Below are 14,540 nucleotides of genomic sequence, written 5' to 3' on the forward strand. Positions count from 1 at the left end.
GTGTCTCCGGTGTTATCGGTGTGATGAATCGATGATGCGTTGGGCGGCGAGGATGATGGGGCGGTCGATCATCTTGCCGTCCAGTGCCACGGCGGCGCCTTGCGCGGCTTCAGCGGCTTGCAGCACGCGCTGGGCCCAGGCGATTTCTTGTTCTGTCGGTGAGAATACTTTGTGGACGGCTTCCAGCTGTTTGGGGTGGATGCACAGCTTGGCGCCGAAGCCGAGGCGCCTGGCGTAGCGGGTGTCGTCCGCCACTGCCGCTGCGTCCTCAAAATCGGTCGTGACGCCGTCGACTGGCGGCGGCAGGTCGGCCAGCCGCGATTGCAGCACCAGTTCTGAACGGAAGTAGAGCAGACCCTCTCGTTCATCCTCGATGCCGAGGTCAAGGCGGAAGTCGATGGAGCCAAACAGCAGCCTTTCCACGCGCGGCGCATAGGCGAGTTTATGCAAGTGGGCGAAGCCTTGCGCGGACTCGATCAGCGGCAGCACGGGCGCCACGGCGGTGGCGCGCGCCAACTGCTCGATGCGCTCGGCTTTCGGCAGCACGATGCCCGCCAGCTTGCGGCCAGCCGCGCGGCACGCCGCGAGATCGTCGGCAAACCAGGGCGTGTCCGCAGCATTGACGCGGACGTAGATCGGCACGATTGGCCCTGGCCCGGCATCCGGTGACGCTTGCGATGCCAGATCGGCATGGCCGGCGTCTGGCGCCATGAGTGATGTGCTGGCCGATGTGGCGCCGGCGGGATTGGCGCTGGCGGGACTGGTGCTGCTAACTGCGCGCGGCGCGGCCGGGGCAGCCGGGGCAGGATCGTAGGCGTCGAACCAATCGGTGAGGGCGGCGCGGGCGGTGGCTTTATCGGCTGGCGGGACGGCGTCTTCGAGGTCGATGATGATCGCGCCCGCGCCGGAAGCGAGCGCCTTGGCGATGCGCTCTGGCCGCGTGGCGGGCACGAACAGATATGAGCGTGGGCTCACAGCAGCGCTCCGATGCGCTCGGCATGCGCCAGCGACCAGACCTTGTCCGCCACGGCGTTCATCTCCGCCGCAGTCGCCGCGCCGCTGAAGGCTGCCAGGCGCACAGCTTTATCCTGCAGCTCTGCGCGGCTCAGTGTATTGCCTGGGTCGCCTTTTGGCTCGTCCACGCGGCCATGCAGCGTGCGGCCATCGGTCGTAGTGACGACCACTTTGCCGATCCAGCGCGCCGGATAGGCGCCGTCCACCTCCGCATCCAGCACCATGTGCACTTTCTCGCGCAGGGCGGCAACACGGGGATTGTTGTAGCTCTGTTCGAATTCGCTCAGCCCTGCCGCGTCGAATTCGGCGATCAGGCCAAGCACGGTGCCCATTGAGAATTTGGCCTGATGGACGGTTTGCGGATTCACGACCGGCCCCAGCACGTCGATTGCGCCCTGGTGCACAAAAGCGTCCACTCGTGCAATCTGCGCCGCGGTGAGCGCATGTTCGTGCATGACGGCTTGCAGCGCGTCGGCGGCGGGATGCGTATGGCGGCACGATGCATGGAATTTGAACGAAGTCTCGGCCAGCGCCCAGCGCGCGCCGAGACGGTCGGTCAGCCGGGCCGGATCGGCATCGCGCGACATGCCGGCGGCCATGCCTTGCGGGCCTTCCAGGATGCGGCGCGCGCCGGTAAAGCCTTCACGTGCGAGCCAGGCTGCCGTCAGACCGTCTGCGGCGGCTTTGCCGGTATGGAGCTGCTTGGAATCGGCGGCGTCGCGCAGGAATTCCCACAGGCCGGCGGCTTGCGTGCCGGCCGACCCGAAAGCGTGAAGCATTTGTTCGGGGCTCAGGTTCAGCAAGCGTCCAGCGGCCGCTGCTGCGGCAATGGTGCCTGCGGTGCCGGTGGTGTGGAAGATCTTATAGTGGGAGCGTCCGAGAAATTCGCCGACGCGAATGCCGACCTCATAGCCTGCCACGGCGGCGGTCAGCAGCTCCTGGCCTGAGCGACCCTCAGCCTGCCCGATTGCCAGCGCCGCCGGAAAGACCACCGCGGCAGGGTGAAAGACGGAGCCATTATGCACGTCGTCCTGTTCGGCAAAGTGGGACGAGGCGCCGTTGACCATCGCCGCGAACAGCGGCGTTGTCCGCGTACGTGAAATCAGCACCTCGCAAGCACCGCCGGACATTCCGGCGGACGCGGCGCCGGAGGCGGCACCGCGCGCCGGAACACCGGACATCTCCTCAGCAAAGCGGGCGATGGCTTCGACGGGGCGGGCGCCTCTACCGGCCAGCGCGGAGCCGATCCAGTCGAGGAAGAGGTCTTCCGCGCGGCGTACGACGGCGTCCGGAATCTGTCCGAACTGGAGGTTGGCGGCGAAGGTGGCAAGTTCCTGTGTGCTCATGCTGGCTCCTCAGACAGCTTGCTGGCTGCGCAGCGCGGCGATCGACGCGGCATCGTAGCCGAGGTGAGAAAGAATCGTGTCCGTGTGCTGCCCCAGCGCCGGCACTTCGTCCATGCGTGCTTCCCACGTATTCGGCACGCCCGGCGGCAGCAGGGCAGGCATTGCGCCCGCCGGCGTACCAACTTCAACCCAGCGCTCGCGCGCCTTCAGCTGCGCGTGCTGCCACAGATCGTGCATGGAATTCATGTGCGCGTTGGCGATCTGCGCATGGTCCAGACGCTCGATGACCTGCTCGGCGGTGAGTGCCGCGAAGGTCTCAACGATGAGCGCCCGCAGTTCCTGGCGCGCCTCGTGCCGCTTGGCGTTGGATGCGAAGCGCGCATCGGTGGCAAGATCGGGCCGCAACAATACCTTTTCGCAGAACAGCGCCCATTCGCGCTCGTTCTGCAAGCCGAGCATCACCACTTTGCCGTCGCCGGCAGGGAAGGGGCCGTACGGATAAATCGTCGCGTGTGCGGCGCCTGCGCGCGGCGGCGGCGAAGCGCCGTCCATGGCGTAATAGAGCGGATAGCTCATCCACTCCGCCAGGCTCTCCAGCATGGACACGTCAATGCGGCAGCCCTTGCCCGTCTTGCCGCGCTGGATCAGCGCCGCGAGGATGTTGGTGTAAGCGTACATGCCCGCCGCAATATCGGCAATCGAGCAGCCCGCCTTGGCCGGTTCGTCCGGCGTGCCGGTAATCGACAGGAAGCCAGATTCACTCTGAATCAGCAAATCGTAAGCCTTCTTGTCGCGATAAGGGCCATCCGCGCCGTAACCGGAAATATCGCAGACAATCAGTCGCGGATGCGTTGCCTTCAGCGCTTCGTAGGACAGGCCAAGCCGCGCCGCAGCGCCGGGCGCCAGATTCTGTACCAGCACGTCGGCTTCGTCTAAAAGCTTGCCGAGGATTTCATCCGCAGCGGCGTGTTTGACGTCCAGTGTCAGGCTCTCTTTCGAGCGATTGGTCCACACAAAGTGCGAAGCCAGTCCGCGGGCGCGTGCATCGTAGGCGCGGGCGAAATCGCCGACGCCGGGACGCTCAACCTTGATGACGCGTGCGCCGAGATCGGCCAGCTGCCGTGTGCAGAAAGGCGCTGCGATCGCATGTTCCAGCGTGACTACGGTAATGCCGTCGAGTGGTCGCATAAACAATCTCCTCAGAACGAGCGCGGCATGCCCAGTACGTGCTCGGCGACGTAGGACAAAATCAGATTGGTCGAAATCGGCGCCACCTGGTACAGGCGCGTTTCGCGGAACTTGCGCTCGACGTCGTACTCGTGGGCGAAACCGAAGCCGCCGTGGAATTGCAGGCAGGCGTTGGCCGCTTCCCACGATGCATCCGCCGCCAGCATCTTGGCCATATTTGCTTGCGCGCCGCAGGGCTGGTGCGCGTCGAACAGTTCGGCAGCTTTGTAGCGCATCAGGTTTGCCGCTTCGATATTCACGTAAGCCTTCGCGATAGGGAACTGCACGCCCTGGTTCTGGCCGATGGGACGGCCGAACACTTCGCGCTCGCTGACGTATTTGCTGACCTTGTCGATAAACCAGTAGCCGTCGCCAATGCACTCTGCCGCGATCAGCGTGCGCTCCGCGTTCAAGCCATCCAGGATGTACTTGAAGCCTTTGCCTTCCTCGCCAATCAGGTTCCCGGCCGGGATTTCAAGGTTCTCGAAGAACAGCTCATTGGTTTCGTGGTTGACCATGTTGAGAATCGGCTGCACGCTCATGCCTTTGCCGATCGCCTCACGCAGATCGACCAGGAAGATGGACATGCCTTCGGACTTCTTGGTCACATCCGACAGCGGCGTCGTGCGCGCCAGCAGAATCATCAGGTCGGAATGCTGTACGCGGGAGATCCACACTTTCTGGCCATTGACCACGTAGCGGTCGCCTTTGCGCACGGCCGTGGTTTTGATCTTTGTGGTGTCAGTGCCGGTGGTTGGCTCGGTCACGGCCATCGATTGCAGGCGCAGTTCTCCGCTGGCGATTTTCGGCAGATAAAACTCTTTCTGGGCTTGGGAGCCGTGACGCAGCAGGGTGCCCATGTTGTACATCTGGCCGTGGCAGGCGCCGGAGTTGCCGCCGCTGCGGTTGATCTCCTCCATGATGATCGACGCTTCCGTCAGGCCCAGGCCCGAACCGCCGTATTCCTGCGGGACCAGCGCGGCCAGCCAGCCCGCTTCGGTGAGCGCATTGACGAAGGCTTCCGGATAGCCGCGCGCCTCGTCGACGTCGCGGAAATAGGAGGCCGGGAATTCTGCGCACAGAGCGCGCACGGCATCGCGGATGTCCTGGTATTGGTCGTTGTTGTGCATTGTCGTTCTCACTCAATGGTGGCTTCGGCCTGCATGGCCAGTTCGCCGCGGTGGTTCAGTGCCCACAGGCTCACGCGGCCATTGCCTTCGGGGCGGCCGCAAACGGTAAAGGGATGGATGTCGAACAGCGGCGACACGGCGCGGAAGCTGAACGATGTCACGCGCGCCGCCGGTAGTTCGGCGCGCAGCAACTCCATCAGCAAGGTGGCGATCAGCGGTCCGTGCACGATCAGGCCGGGATAGCCTTCCACTTCAGTGACGTAGCTGCGGTCGTAATGGATGCGGTGTCCGTTGAAGGTCAGCGCGGAATAGCGGAACAGCAGCACAGGATCGGGAGTAATTTCGCGCGACCACTGCGCCTGCGCTGGAGCGGATTTTGGCGCGGGCTGCGGCGAGCCGGGCGCCGGCATATCGCGATAGACGATATCGTGTTCTTCAGTGATGGCGATGCGTCCGCTGCAACGGATTTCATGGCGCACGGTGACAAACACCAGATGCCCGCTGGCGCCAGCCTTGTCCTTCACGTCCAGGATGGACGACGTGCGGCTGATGGCCGCGCCGATCGGTAACGGCTCGGGGAAGGCCAGGCGTCCGCCCGCCCACATGCGGCGTGGCAGCGGCACCGGCGGCAGGAAACCGCCGCGGCGCGGATGGCCGTCGTCGCCGATTTGCGCGGCCGGTGCGACCGACCAGAAATTGATCCAGTGCCACAGCGGCGGCAGGATGGCGTTCGGCGCCGGCGTGTCGAGTGTTGCGGCGAGTGCGCCGACGGCTTCCGGACGCACCACGTCCTGCAGTGTCTCGGTCCTGCCGACCCATTGCTGTAGCAGGGAAAGATCGAAGTCGGACATTGTCGGCTCATTAAGAATTAATCGTTGAGCCAGTGTATGGCGCACAACACGCCGCCACAATTTGTATTTTCGGAAGGGGGGCTTGATAAATCCAAAAGCCGCCCGATCTGATGAGAATAAGTGAAGTTTTTGCTAATGTTTATCGAGGAGAAATCCCATGATCGACATCGACATCGACATCGACATCAAGGCGCATATCACCCCCGATCCGGAAACACCGCCGCCGCCGCCGGATAAAGAGCCGCCCCCCGACATCGAACCGGTGCCGGTGGAACCACCTGTCGAGGAGCCTATGCCGAAACCGCCGCCTATGAAGGCTTAGGGGCTTCGGGCGGCAGGGGAGGAATCTTGCGGATTTCTTCCTCTGTCTCTTTTTCGGCAGGCGATTTCTCGCCGCTGCCGATATCGTCTTCGTCCATCATGTGATGGCGGCGTTCGGATTCGTCGGGCTCATAGGGCTGGTTCATAGTGTGTCCCTCCTTTCAATTCATCCTAGCAGGGCAAATGCGCTTGCGGCGCGAAGTTGGTTTCAGATAACTAGTGTTGCCGTCTGCCTACATTTATGTCTTTTTGTGCTGACTGTCACATGGGGGTCATCAAAGTCTTTCTATAATCTAGTCATAGACAGTCTCATTGATCTACCGGAGGCCATCATGGGCAATTCCCTGCACAACAAGATCTACCTTGGTCGCCGTATCGACCTGCACACGCGAACCACTCAGGCGCTGTTGTGTATTGGTGCAGTGGCAGGCTTCGCCATCGTCTGGCTGGCATTCCGCGCGTTCAAGTAGCTTGCTCCGCCCCGCGTGGGCGCGTACCATGATGGCCGCAGTAGCCCATCATGGATTTAGCAAGCAATGAAGAACGAAAAATTAAGCACCGACGAATTCAACGCGCTGGACGAGGTTGCCCGCGGCATCAAGGGCAAGCCTAGCGCTTGCGTGGGCCGCAACAGCAAGCGCCTGTCCGGCATCAAACTGATTTCCTTTGGCCGCGACGGCCGTATCACGCTCACGGAGCAGGGCAAGGAACGCCTGTTCCTGCGGCGCTGCGTGATGACCTTGAAAGCGCTGATCGATAACACTGCCGCGCCGGTGGATGCGGATGTGGCGCTTTTCCTCGGCAAGAAGTCGCACATCGTTGCGGTGGAAGGCGGCTTTGAAGTCACCGCCAAGGGACGCGAGTCCCTGGCAGATATCGAGGCGCAGGGACTTTAAAACCGGCAAGCCCTAGTGGCAGCCACGATGTGGCAGCCACTTCGCCGCAGCCCGCGGCTCTGACAAGGTGGCTGCCACTTCGCCGAAACCCGCGGCTCTGACAAGGTGGCTGCCACATCGTGGCTGCCACCAGGGGTTAGGGGTTAGGGTTTAGGCTGGAACCCGTCAGCAGTAATTTCCAGCTCGGTCACCTCGCCATACTTCTGAGCGATCTGGCGGATCGACTCCGCCTTGCCGACCAGGACGGTCTGCAGATTCTTGCGCGGGAAATGCTTCTCGACCAGCAGCCTGGCGCGTTCCGGTGTCAAGCTGTCCACATCGCGCATGAAGTTGTCGATCTGGTCGCGGCTCACACCCAGCGCATACATATCGCCCAGCAGGGCCGCCAGCTGTTCGCTGGTTTCGAAGCGCGGGGGGAACTGGCCCTTCACATAGGCCTTGGCCGATTCCAGCGTAGCTTTGTCGATGCCCTTGTCCCACAGCCGCTCGTAAGTCTTGTGCGCCAGGTCCAGCGCCGCTTCCGTTTTCGGCAGCGCGGTGAAGGACGAGATCGAGAAAGTGCCGGTCTGCGACAAAGGACTGAAGGCGCTGCTGGCGCCGTAAGTCAGGCCGGTATTGGTGCGCAGCTCGTCGTTCAGCCATGAGGTGAAGCGTCCACCGAGAATCGTGTTCAGCACCTGCAGCGGTACATAGTCCGGATCATTGCGCGCGATGCCCGGACCGCCGATCAGGAAAGTGGTTTCGATCGCATCGGACTTATTCACCAGCCACACACGCGATTTGTCCGCATGCACCTGGCCGTAATCGGCGCGCTGTGGCGCCGGGCCTTCCGCATGCCACTGGCCGAACAGCGTCTCGACCTGCTGGCGCATCGCTTTCGGATCGAAGTCGCCGACCACAATGATGGCCGCGTTATCGGGACGGAAGTAGTGCTGGTAGAAGCCTTGCACATCGTCCTGCTTCAGCGCGCCCAGGCTGTTGACGGTGCCGCCTGGCGGATTGCCATATGCCGCGCCGCCGAACAGCATGGCGCGGTAATAGGTGCCCGCCACCTGGCGCGGGCTTTCCTTGGCCTGGCGCAGCACATTCATTTTGCGGCCGCGCAGCTTGTCCAGCTCCTTGGCGTCGAAGCTGGGCTGCTGCATCAGTTCAGCAAACAGCGGCAGCAGGACAGGGATGTCCTTCTGAGCGAAGTTCGCCTGCACCGTGCTCTGTTCCGTGCCACTGCCGCCGGACAGCACACCGCCGCGGAAGTCGAAAGCTTCGTCAATGGCGGCCTTGTTGTGTGTCAGGCTGCCGAGCAGGATGGCATCGCCGGTCAGGTTGGCAAGGCCGGGCTGCTGGCCGTCGTTCACAGCGCCGGCCTTCACCACGGCACGCACGGAAATCAGCGGCACTTCGTGGCGCTCCATCATGTAGACGGTAAGACCGTTCGGCAGCTTGGTGGTTTCAAAGGCGGGCAGCTTGAAGTCGGCGGCTTGCGCGGTCGCAGCGGCGCCAACGAGGGTGAGTGCGATCAGTTTATTCATTCGTTCACTCCTCTTTCGCGGCCAGCACGCCGATGGTGCGCTGCGACTTCTTCAGATATTTGGCGGCCACGTTCTGGATATCGGCCACGGTCAGCTTTTCGTATTGGGCAGGTTCATCGAACATCTTGCCGTAATCGCCAAAGAATACTTCGTGATTGCCCAGCTGGAGCGCCTTGCCGTTGATGGTTTCCTGCGCGCGATAGAGGTTCAGCAACTTGGCGTTCTTCACCTTCTGCAGTTCTTCTTCCGTGACGCCGTCCTTGATCACTTTGTCGATCGCAGCCAGCAGCGCTTCTTCGATTTTGTCGGTGCCCACATTGCCGGCGGAGACGGTGTAGAAATAGAGCAGGCCGGGATCGAAACCGTCGGTGCTGAAGGCGGACACGCTGTTGGAGATCTGCGTGTCGACCAGGGCCTTGTACAGGCGCGAAGTCTTGCCGTCCGCGAGCAGGCTTTGCAGCACGTCCAGCGCATAGTAGTCGGGGTGGCTCGCTTCCGGCACCTTGTAAGCGACCATCACGTTCGGCGCGCTGGCGCTGGCCTTGGCGATAAACAGGCGGCGTTCGCCTTTCTGTTCAGGCTCTTTGGTGCGTACGGCCGGCGGAACAGGGCGTTTGGGAATGCTGCCGAAGTATTTGTTTGCGAGCTGCTTCACGTTGTCCACTTTCACATCGCCCACGATCACAGCCACCGCGTTGTTGGGCGTGTAGTAAGTGTGGAAGTAGTTCTCCAGGTCTTTCTGGTTCCACGACTTGATGTCGGATTCCCAGCCGATCGTGGGAATCGCATAAGGATGGGCGGTGAAGGCGACGCTGTTCAGGTCTTGCATCAGCATGCGCACATTGGAGTTTTCCAGTCCCGTGCTGCGTTCGGACAGTACCACGCCGCGCTCGCTCTCCACCATCTTAGGATCGATGGACAGGCTGGCGATACGGTCGCCTTCCAGTTTGAACACGGTTTCCAGCGCACTGGCAGGGAACCAGTCCTGATACACCGTCACGTCGCTATTGGTGTAAGCGTTGTTCGCGCCGCCTTTGGCTTCCATGGTGCGGTCGAACATCTTCGGTCCGTAATGCCTGGAGCCGTTGAACATCATGTGTTCGAAGAAGTGCGACAGGCCGGTGATGCCGGGCGCTTCATTGCGCGAACCGACTTTCCAGAAGGTGTACATATTCGCGTTCGGAATCGCGCTGCTTTCGAGGACGATGAACTTCATTCCGTTCGGCAGGGTAAACGACTTCACCTGATCCGCCGTGAGCGCCGCTTGCGCATAGGACGCCGCTGCATACGCCATTGACGCCGCCAATAGTCTCCACTTCATTGTTTCTCCCTTTCTTTATGAGCGCGCACCGGCGCTGATGACGGCTGCCCCGGCCAGTGCCAGTCCCGCGCCAATCAGATCCGTTGCCGATGGACGCAGGCCGTCGACGACCCACAGCCAGCCGATGGCAGCGGTAATGTAGATCGCGCCATAGCTGGCGTACACGCGGCCACTTGCTGCCGGGTGCAAGGTCAGCAGCCACACAAACGCCGCCAGGCTGGCCGCCGCCGGCAGCAGCAGCCACGCGGGACCTTTACCGCTGAACCAGAGCAGCGGCAGGTAGCAGCCAAGCAGTTCAGCAATGGCGGTGACGAAAAACAGGCCAATGGTTTTTAACAGGTCTACGTTCAGCATGCGGGCAAGCATAAGCCATTTGTGGTGGTTTATGAAGAAATATGGTCGAATAAGGTCTGGCGAAATCGGGATATCTACCTATGCGAACTTCGATTGGCCTGCTGGCCGTGTGTTGGTCTGTTACTTCGCTTGCGCAGGCAAGCTGCTATTCCACGCTGAAGGCGCAAATGCCGCAGGCGGGTACGGTGATTTTTGGTGAGCTGCATGGGACGACGGAGATTCCGAAGTTCTTCAGCCAGTGCGTGCGCGAGTTTGTGAGCAATGGCGAGGAGGTGCGCGTCTTCCTTGAGTTCCCGGCTTCGCAGTCTGCGACCGCGGGCCGTTATCTGCGCAAGGAGGCGGATGAGCCGGTGCTGCTGTCCGCACCGCATTGGAAGACCGAAGACGGACGCGCGAGCCAGGCCATGCTGGCGCTGTACCGCGATCTGCGCGGCTTGCCGGCGCCCGGTGTGACGCTGTCCGGTATCGATGCGGATGCCGGTGAAGCGGACCGCGGGCAGGCCATGGCGCGCAACTTCCTGGCCGCTTACTCGCACAAGGCATACAACCTGGTCCTGGTCGGCAACCTGCACGCCCAGTTGGGCAAAAGCCGCTTCAGCAGCATCGGCGGCGCGCCATTTGGCCAGCGCATTCAGGAGCGCCTTGGCAAGGTGATCAGCCTGGACGCACGCTACCAGGCGGGCACTGCGTGGATCTGCACGGGCTATTGCGGCAAGATGGATTTGTCGGGCAACCAGCCCACGGGTGGTGCGCTGGGTATCGCCATGTCCGGCGAAGATCCAGCGTTTTCGGGCGTTTTCAGCGTCGGCAAAGTCACCGCTTCGCCGCCTGCGCGCTGAACTGGTAAGCTAGGGGCATTACAACAACTGGATGTCCTGAAATGGAAAGCCCGATGCACTGGTCGGCTCACGAGCTGACGATGACTGTTTTGATGACGCCGGATATGGCGAATTTTTCCGGCAACGTACACGGTGGCGCGATTCTGAAGCTGCTGGATAGCGTGGCGTATGCCTGCGCGAGCCGCTATTCGGGCAGCTATGTGGTGACGCTGTCGGTGGATCAGGTGATGTTCCTGCAGCCGATTCATGTGGGCGAGCTGGTGACCTTCCTCGCGTCGGTGAATTACACGGGCCGGACGTCGATGGAGGTGGGCATTCGCGTGGTGACGGAGAACATCCAGCAGCGCCTGGTGCGCCATGCGAACAGCTGTTATTTCACGATGGTGGCGGTGGACAAGGACCGCAAGCCGCTGGCCGTGCCGGCGCTGGTGCCGGAAACCGAGGAACAGAAGGCGCGTTTCGAACAGGCCGAGTTGCGCAAGGCTGCGCGGCAGCAGGTGGCGCAGGCCAGGAAGAAGTAGGCGGAGCTGAAATGGCGGATCAATGATCCGCCCTACGCCGGATCGTGTCAGGTAGGGCGGATCATCGATCCGCCGTTGCATGCTTAAACACGGCGCTGGTCAGGATAGATCAGCGTGCGCACGGCAACCTGGTGCGGCACGCCCATGGCGGCCAGAAATTCGGCAGCGCGGCGCAGCCCGATCTCGGGCAGGGCGGCAATGGCCTGATTCACTACATCGCGCGTGCGATGGTCTGAGCGCACCTGTTGGCGGTGCAGAGGTGTGGTTTGCATTTTTCTTTTCCCTGTTTCGGCGCGGTCAGGCACGCAGCAGTGCCGGCTGCCCGCCATCCAATTGCTTGCCCTCTTGCAACATCTGCTCGAACTCCGGCGGGGCGACCGGGCGGCTGAAATAATAACCCTGCATTTCGTCACAGCCGTGACGGCGCAGGAATTCCAGCTGCTCCTCGGATTCTACACCTTCTGCGATCACCCGCAGATTCAGGTTGTGGGCCAGGGCGATGATGGAGATGATGATGGCCGCATCATCCGCATCGGTGGCGATGTCCGAAACGAAGGAACGGTCGATCTTCAGGACATCGATAGGGAAGTTGCGCAGGTAAGAGAAACTTGAGTAGCCGGTGCCGAAATCGTCGATGGCCAGCGCCACGCCGAGGGCCTTCAGCTCGTGCAGCAGGCTGACGGCCTGCGCCACATCGTTCATGAACAGGCTTTCGGTCAGCTCGATTTCCAGCGCGGACGGAGGCAGGCCGGATTCAGCCAGCACGCCCGCAATCGACGCCACCAGATTCTGCTGGCCGAACTGGCGGGCCGACAGGTTCACACCCACGCGCAGGCCGCTGAAGCCTGCGTCGTGCCAGGTCTTGGCCTGCATGCAGGCCGTGCGCAGCACCCAGGCGCCGATCGGCACGATCAGCCCTGTTTCTTCCGCCAGACCGATGAAGCGCGCCGGCGGCACCATGCCCAGTTCCGGATGCTGCCAGCGCAGCAGGGCTTCCATGCCGATAATGCGGCCGGTTTCCATGTCCACCTGCGGCTGATAGTGCAGCACGAATTCATTGCGCTCCAGCGCATTGCGCAGCGCGCTCTCGATGCGGATGCGCTCCTGCGCCTCCTCGTTCATGGCAGGCTGGTAGAACTGGAAGCAGTTGCGGCCGCGCTTCTTGGCCGAATACATGGCGATGTCCGCGTGTTCGATCAGGTGCTGGGCCGGCGTGCCGTCCGCCTCGTACACCGCTACGCCGATGGAGCAGGTGACGAAGAACTCTTTACCCTCCAGCATGACCGGCTGCGCCAGCGCCTTCATCACGCGCTCCACGATCGCCGGTGACAGGGACTCGTCCGGATACTCGCTCAGAATTGCCACGAATTCGTCGCCCGACAAACGCGCCACGGTATCGCTCTCGCGCACGCTCGATTGCAGGCGCGTGGCCACGGTCTTCAGCAGCAGGTCGCCTGCCTTGTGGCCCAGCGAGTCGTTGACGAACTTGAAGCGGTCCAGGTCAATCAGCATCACCCACAGCGGATGGCCGGAGCGGTTGGCATAGGCGATGGCCTGTTGCAGGCGGTCCTGCAGCAGCATGCGGTTCGGCAGGCCGGTCAGCACGTCGTGGTGGGCGATATGCTGGATGCGCTGCTCGGCCAGTTTGCGGCCCGTGATCTCGCTGCCGGTACCGCGGTAGCCTTTGAAATTACCCTGCGCGTCGTACACCGGCTCGCCGCTGGTGGTGAACCAGCGCGTCACGCCGTCGTTGCCGACGATCGAGTATTCCAGATTGGAGAACGGCAGGCGGGCCTGCAAGCGGGCCATATGCTCGCGGCCCCACTTGGTGTTCAGCATCTCCGGGTAGGATTCCCAGCGCGTGCGGCCGATGTAGTTTTCCTTGGTCAGGTGGCCTTTTTCGAAGAAGGCGCCGGTGATATTGGTGAAGCGGTATTGCGAGTCCTGCTCCCAGTACCAGTCCGAGGACAGGGCCAGCAGTCGGCGGAAGCGCTGTTCGCTGTCCTGCAAGGCGCGTTCGGTGTGTTTGCGCGCCGCCACGTCCGCGTTCAGCCGCTCGTTGCTGCGCTGGAGATCGGCGGTGCGCGCATCCACCAGCAGCTGCACCCGGCGCGAGCGCATCACCAGCGTGTGCACCAGCACCGCGCTCAGAAGGCTGAACAGGATGCCGCCCAGCAGCGTGCCCAGCGAACCGAGATGGTCATCCAGGAAGGGGCGGGGCAGGGCGTCGATGCGCACGCTCCAGGAGGTGCCCAGCACATCGAACTTGCGCAGATCACGGTCGCGATAGTTCAGTCCCAGCACGCGGTGCAGGCCTTCGAAAATGCTTTCCGGCTCGTTCTGCACGCCATGGCTGAAGACCAGATTGTCGGCATCGCGCGCATCGCCGGCGTACACGCGCAGCATGACCTGGGGATCGTCCAGCAGGCCATTGTTTTGCAGGATGGTGTAGACCAGATGGTGGCCGCGAATCACGGCGGCGGTGTCGCCGATCCATGCCGCGCGGCGCTCTTCGTAGGTTTCGGTGGGCGCGCCAGGACGGTAGACCGGCATGATCATCACAAAGCCGCGGTTGCCCACTGAACCCTGAGCCAGCTGGATCAGGGCCGTGGCGGCCGGGCGTCCGGTGCGCAGAATCCGGTCGACCGCCTTGCGCACCGAGGGATTGCTGCCTGCATTCAGTCCCAGCGCGATTTCATTGCCTTCCAGCGGTTCCAGATAATCGACCACGTTGTAGAAGTCGCGCTGCTGCGCGGTCGCGATGCCGGATTCCGATAGCTCGGTGATGGTGAAGCCGGGATAGCGGGGCCGCATCGACGCTTCGTAAGCGGCGCGTTCGGCCAGCGGGACGACGCGGTGGTAATTAAAGGCCTGGATGAAGGGATAGCGCAGGACCAGGGGCTCGGTGAAGGTATGGAACTGCTCGCGCGACACCGGCGCCACGGTGCGGAACAGCTGATTGGTCATGCTCAGCACTTCCACCGCGTCGTCCAGCCCGCGCCGAATGGCGGCCACCCGCACATTGGCGCGCTGCTGGAAACCCAGTTCCAGCTTGCCGTATTCGAGGGCGCTGACCGCGACGAAGAGAATGGCGGTAACGGCAAGCCCGGCGCCAAATGTCAGCGCGGCTGCTCCGTAGACCGATGTTCTCCTGCGGCGATTCGCCATGTCGTCCCTGAATGGTTGCAAAA

16 protein-coding genes are annotated in these 14,540 nt (G+C 62.5%); 5 read left to right on the top strand and 11 right to left on the bottom strand.

Going from position 1 to position 14,540, the window contains the following annotated elements; genetic code table 11:
• Positions 1-12: 12 nt before the first annotated feature.
• The 5 genes from AB4Z19_RS22245 to AB4Z19_RS22265 are packed head-to-tail and all read right to left on the bottom strand — an operon-like array spanning position 13 to position 5,568.
• On the bottom strand, positions 13-975 hold the full coding sequence (locus AB4Z19_RS22245) for an HpcH/HpaI aldolase/citrate lyase family protein (RefSeq protein ID WP_442023117.1): 963 nt from the start codon (positions 973-975) through the stop codon (positions 13-15).
• Positions 972-2,360, bottom strand: coding sequence for an MmgE/PrpD family protein (locus AB4Z19_RS22250; RefSeq protein WP_442036022.1), 1,389 nt, complete (start codon positions 2,358-2,360; stop codon positions 972-974). Before AB4Z19_RS22250 ends, AB4Z19_RS22245 begins: the two co-directional genes overlap by 4 nt.
• A 9-nt stretch (positions 2,361-2,369) precedes the next feature.
• The gene (locus tag AB4Z19_RS22255; protein WP_442023115.1) at positions 2,370-3,548 is read right to left on the bottom strand and encodes a CaiB/BaiF CoA transferase family protein; all 1,179 of its coding nucleotides are present in this window, start codon (positions 3,546-3,548) and stop codon (positions 2,370-2,372) included.
• Positions 3,549-3,559: 11 nt separating this feature from the next.
• Complete coding sequence (locus tag AB4Z19_RS22260; RefSeq protein ID WP_442023114.1) at positions 3,560-4,717, bottom strand: acyl-CoA dehydrogenase family protein; 1,158 nt, start codon at positions 4,715-4,717, stop codon at positions 3,560-3,562.
• 8 nt (positions 4,718-4,725) lie between these two features.
• Positions 4,726-5,568 carry an FAS1-like dehydratase domain-containing protein gene (locus AB4Z19_RS22265; RefSeq protein ID WP_442023113.1) on the bottom strand — a complete coding sequence of 281 codons (843 nt, stop codon included), beginning with the start codon at positions 5,566-5,568 and terminating at the stop codon, positions 4,726-4,728.
• A gap of 157 nt (positions 5,569-5,725) precedes the next feature.
• On the opposite strand from AB4Z19_RS22265, the gene AB4Z19_RS22270 reads away from it, so the two are divergent.
• A complete protein-coding gene (locus AB4Z19_RS22270; protein WP_442023112.1) occupies positions 5,726-5,890 on the top strand; it encodes a hypothetical protein in 165 nt (54 codons plus the stop codon).
• Here the strand turns inward: AB4Z19_RS22270 and AB4Z19_RS22275 are convergent.
• On the bottom strand, positions 5,877-6,035 hold the full coding sequence (locus AB4Z19_RS22275) for a hypothetical protein (protein ID WP_442023111.1): 159 nt from the start codon (positions 6,033-6,035) through the stop codon (positions 5,877-5,879). The genes AB4Z19_RS22270 and AB4Z19_RS22275 overlap by 14 nt on opposite strands.
• A 186-nt stretch (positions 6,036-6,221) precedes the next feature.
• On the opposite strand from AB4Z19_RS22275, the gene AB4Z19_RS22280 reads away from it, so the two are divergent.
• Both AB4Z19_RS22280 and AB4Z19_RS22285 read left to right on the top strand, forming a co-directional pair.
• Positions 6,222-6,359: a hypothetical protein gene (locus AB4Z19_RS22280; RefSeq protein WP_442036024.1), complete on the top strand. Its 138-nt coding sequence runs from the start codon at positions 6,222-6,224 to the stop codon at positions 6,357-6,359.
• A gap of 66 nt (positions 6,360-6,425) precedes the next feature.
• On the top strand, positions 6,426-6,785 hold the full coding sequence (locus AB4Z19_RS22285; RefSeq protein ID WP_442025579.1) for a hypothetical protein: 360 nt from the start codon (positions 6,426-6,428) through the stop codon (positions 6,783-6,785).
• A 143-nt stretch (positions 6,786-6,928) separates the two neighbouring features.
• Here AB4Z19_RS22285 and AB4Z19_RS22290 read toward each other — a convergent pair whose 3' ends face one another.
• The 3 genes from AB4Z19_RS22290 to AB4Z19_RS22300 are packed head-to-tail and all read right to left on the bottom strand — an operon-like array spanning position 6,929 to position 9,989.
• A complete protein-coding gene (locus AB4Z19_RS22290) occupies positions 6,929-8,314 on the bottom strand; it encodes a M16 family metallopeptidase (RefSeq protein WP_442036026.1) in 1,386 nt (461 codons plus the stop codon).
• Between the two features lie 4 nt (positions 8,315-8,318).
• On the bottom strand, positions 8,319-9,635 hold the full coding sequence (locus AB4Z19_RS22295; RefSeq protein ID WP_442036028.1) for a M16 family metallopeptidase: 1,317 nt from the start codon (positions 9,633-9,635) through the stop codon (positions 8,319-8,321).
• Positions 9,636-9,650: 15 nt separating this feature from the next.
• Positions 9,651-9,989 carry a YnfA family protein gene (locus tag AB4Z19_RS22300; RefSeq protein ID WP_442025576.1) on the bottom strand — a complete coding sequence of 113 codons (339 nt, stop codon included), beginning with the start codon at positions 9,987-9,989 and terminating at the stop codon, positions 9,651-9,653.
• A gap of 80 nt (positions 9,990-10,069) precedes the next feature.
• Here AB4Z19_RS22300 and AB4Z19_RS22305 point away from each other — a divergent pair, with 80 nt between their 5' ends.
• On the top strand, positions 10,070-10,828 hold the full coding sequence (locus AB4Z19_RS22305) for a hypothetical protein (protein WP_442025575.1): 759 nt from the start codon (positions 10,070-10,072) through the stop codon (positions 10,826-10,828).
• A gap of 53 nt (positions 10,829-10,881) precedes the next feature.
• Complete coding sequence (locus tag AB4Z19_RS22310; RefSeq protein ID WP_442025580.1) at positions 10,882-11,349, top strand: acyl-CoA thioesterase; 468 nt, start codon at positions 10,882-10,884, stop codon at positions 11,347-11,349.
• 83 nt (positions 11,350-11,432) lie between these two features.
• Here the strand turns inward: AB4Z19_RS22310 and AB4Z19_RS22315 are convergent, their stop codons facing one another.
• Both AB4Z19_RS22315 and AB4Z19_RS22320 read right to left on the bottom strand, forming a co-directional pair.
• On the bottom strand, positions 11,433-11,621 hold the full coding sequence (locus tag AB4Z19_RS22315; protein ID WP_442025574.1) for a hypothetical protein: 189 nt from the start codon (positions 11,619-11,621) through the stop codon (positions 11,433-11,435).
• A gap of 25 nt (positions 11,622-11,646) precedes the next feature.
• The gene (locus AB4Z19_RS22320) at positions 11,647-14,517 is read right to left on the bottom strand and encodes a bifunctional diguanylate cyclase/phosphodiesterase (RefSeq protein ID WP_442036030.1); all 2,871 of its coding nucleotides are present in this window, start codon (positions 14,515-14,517) and stop codon (positions 11,647-11,649) included.
• Between the last annotated feature and the right edge of the window lie 23 nt (positions 14,518-14,540).

The organism is Pseudoduganella sp. RAF19, assembly GCF_052114165.1.
Classification (GTDB): Bacteria; Pseudomonadota; Gammaproteobacteria; order Burkholderiales; family Burkholderiaceae_D; genus Rugamonas.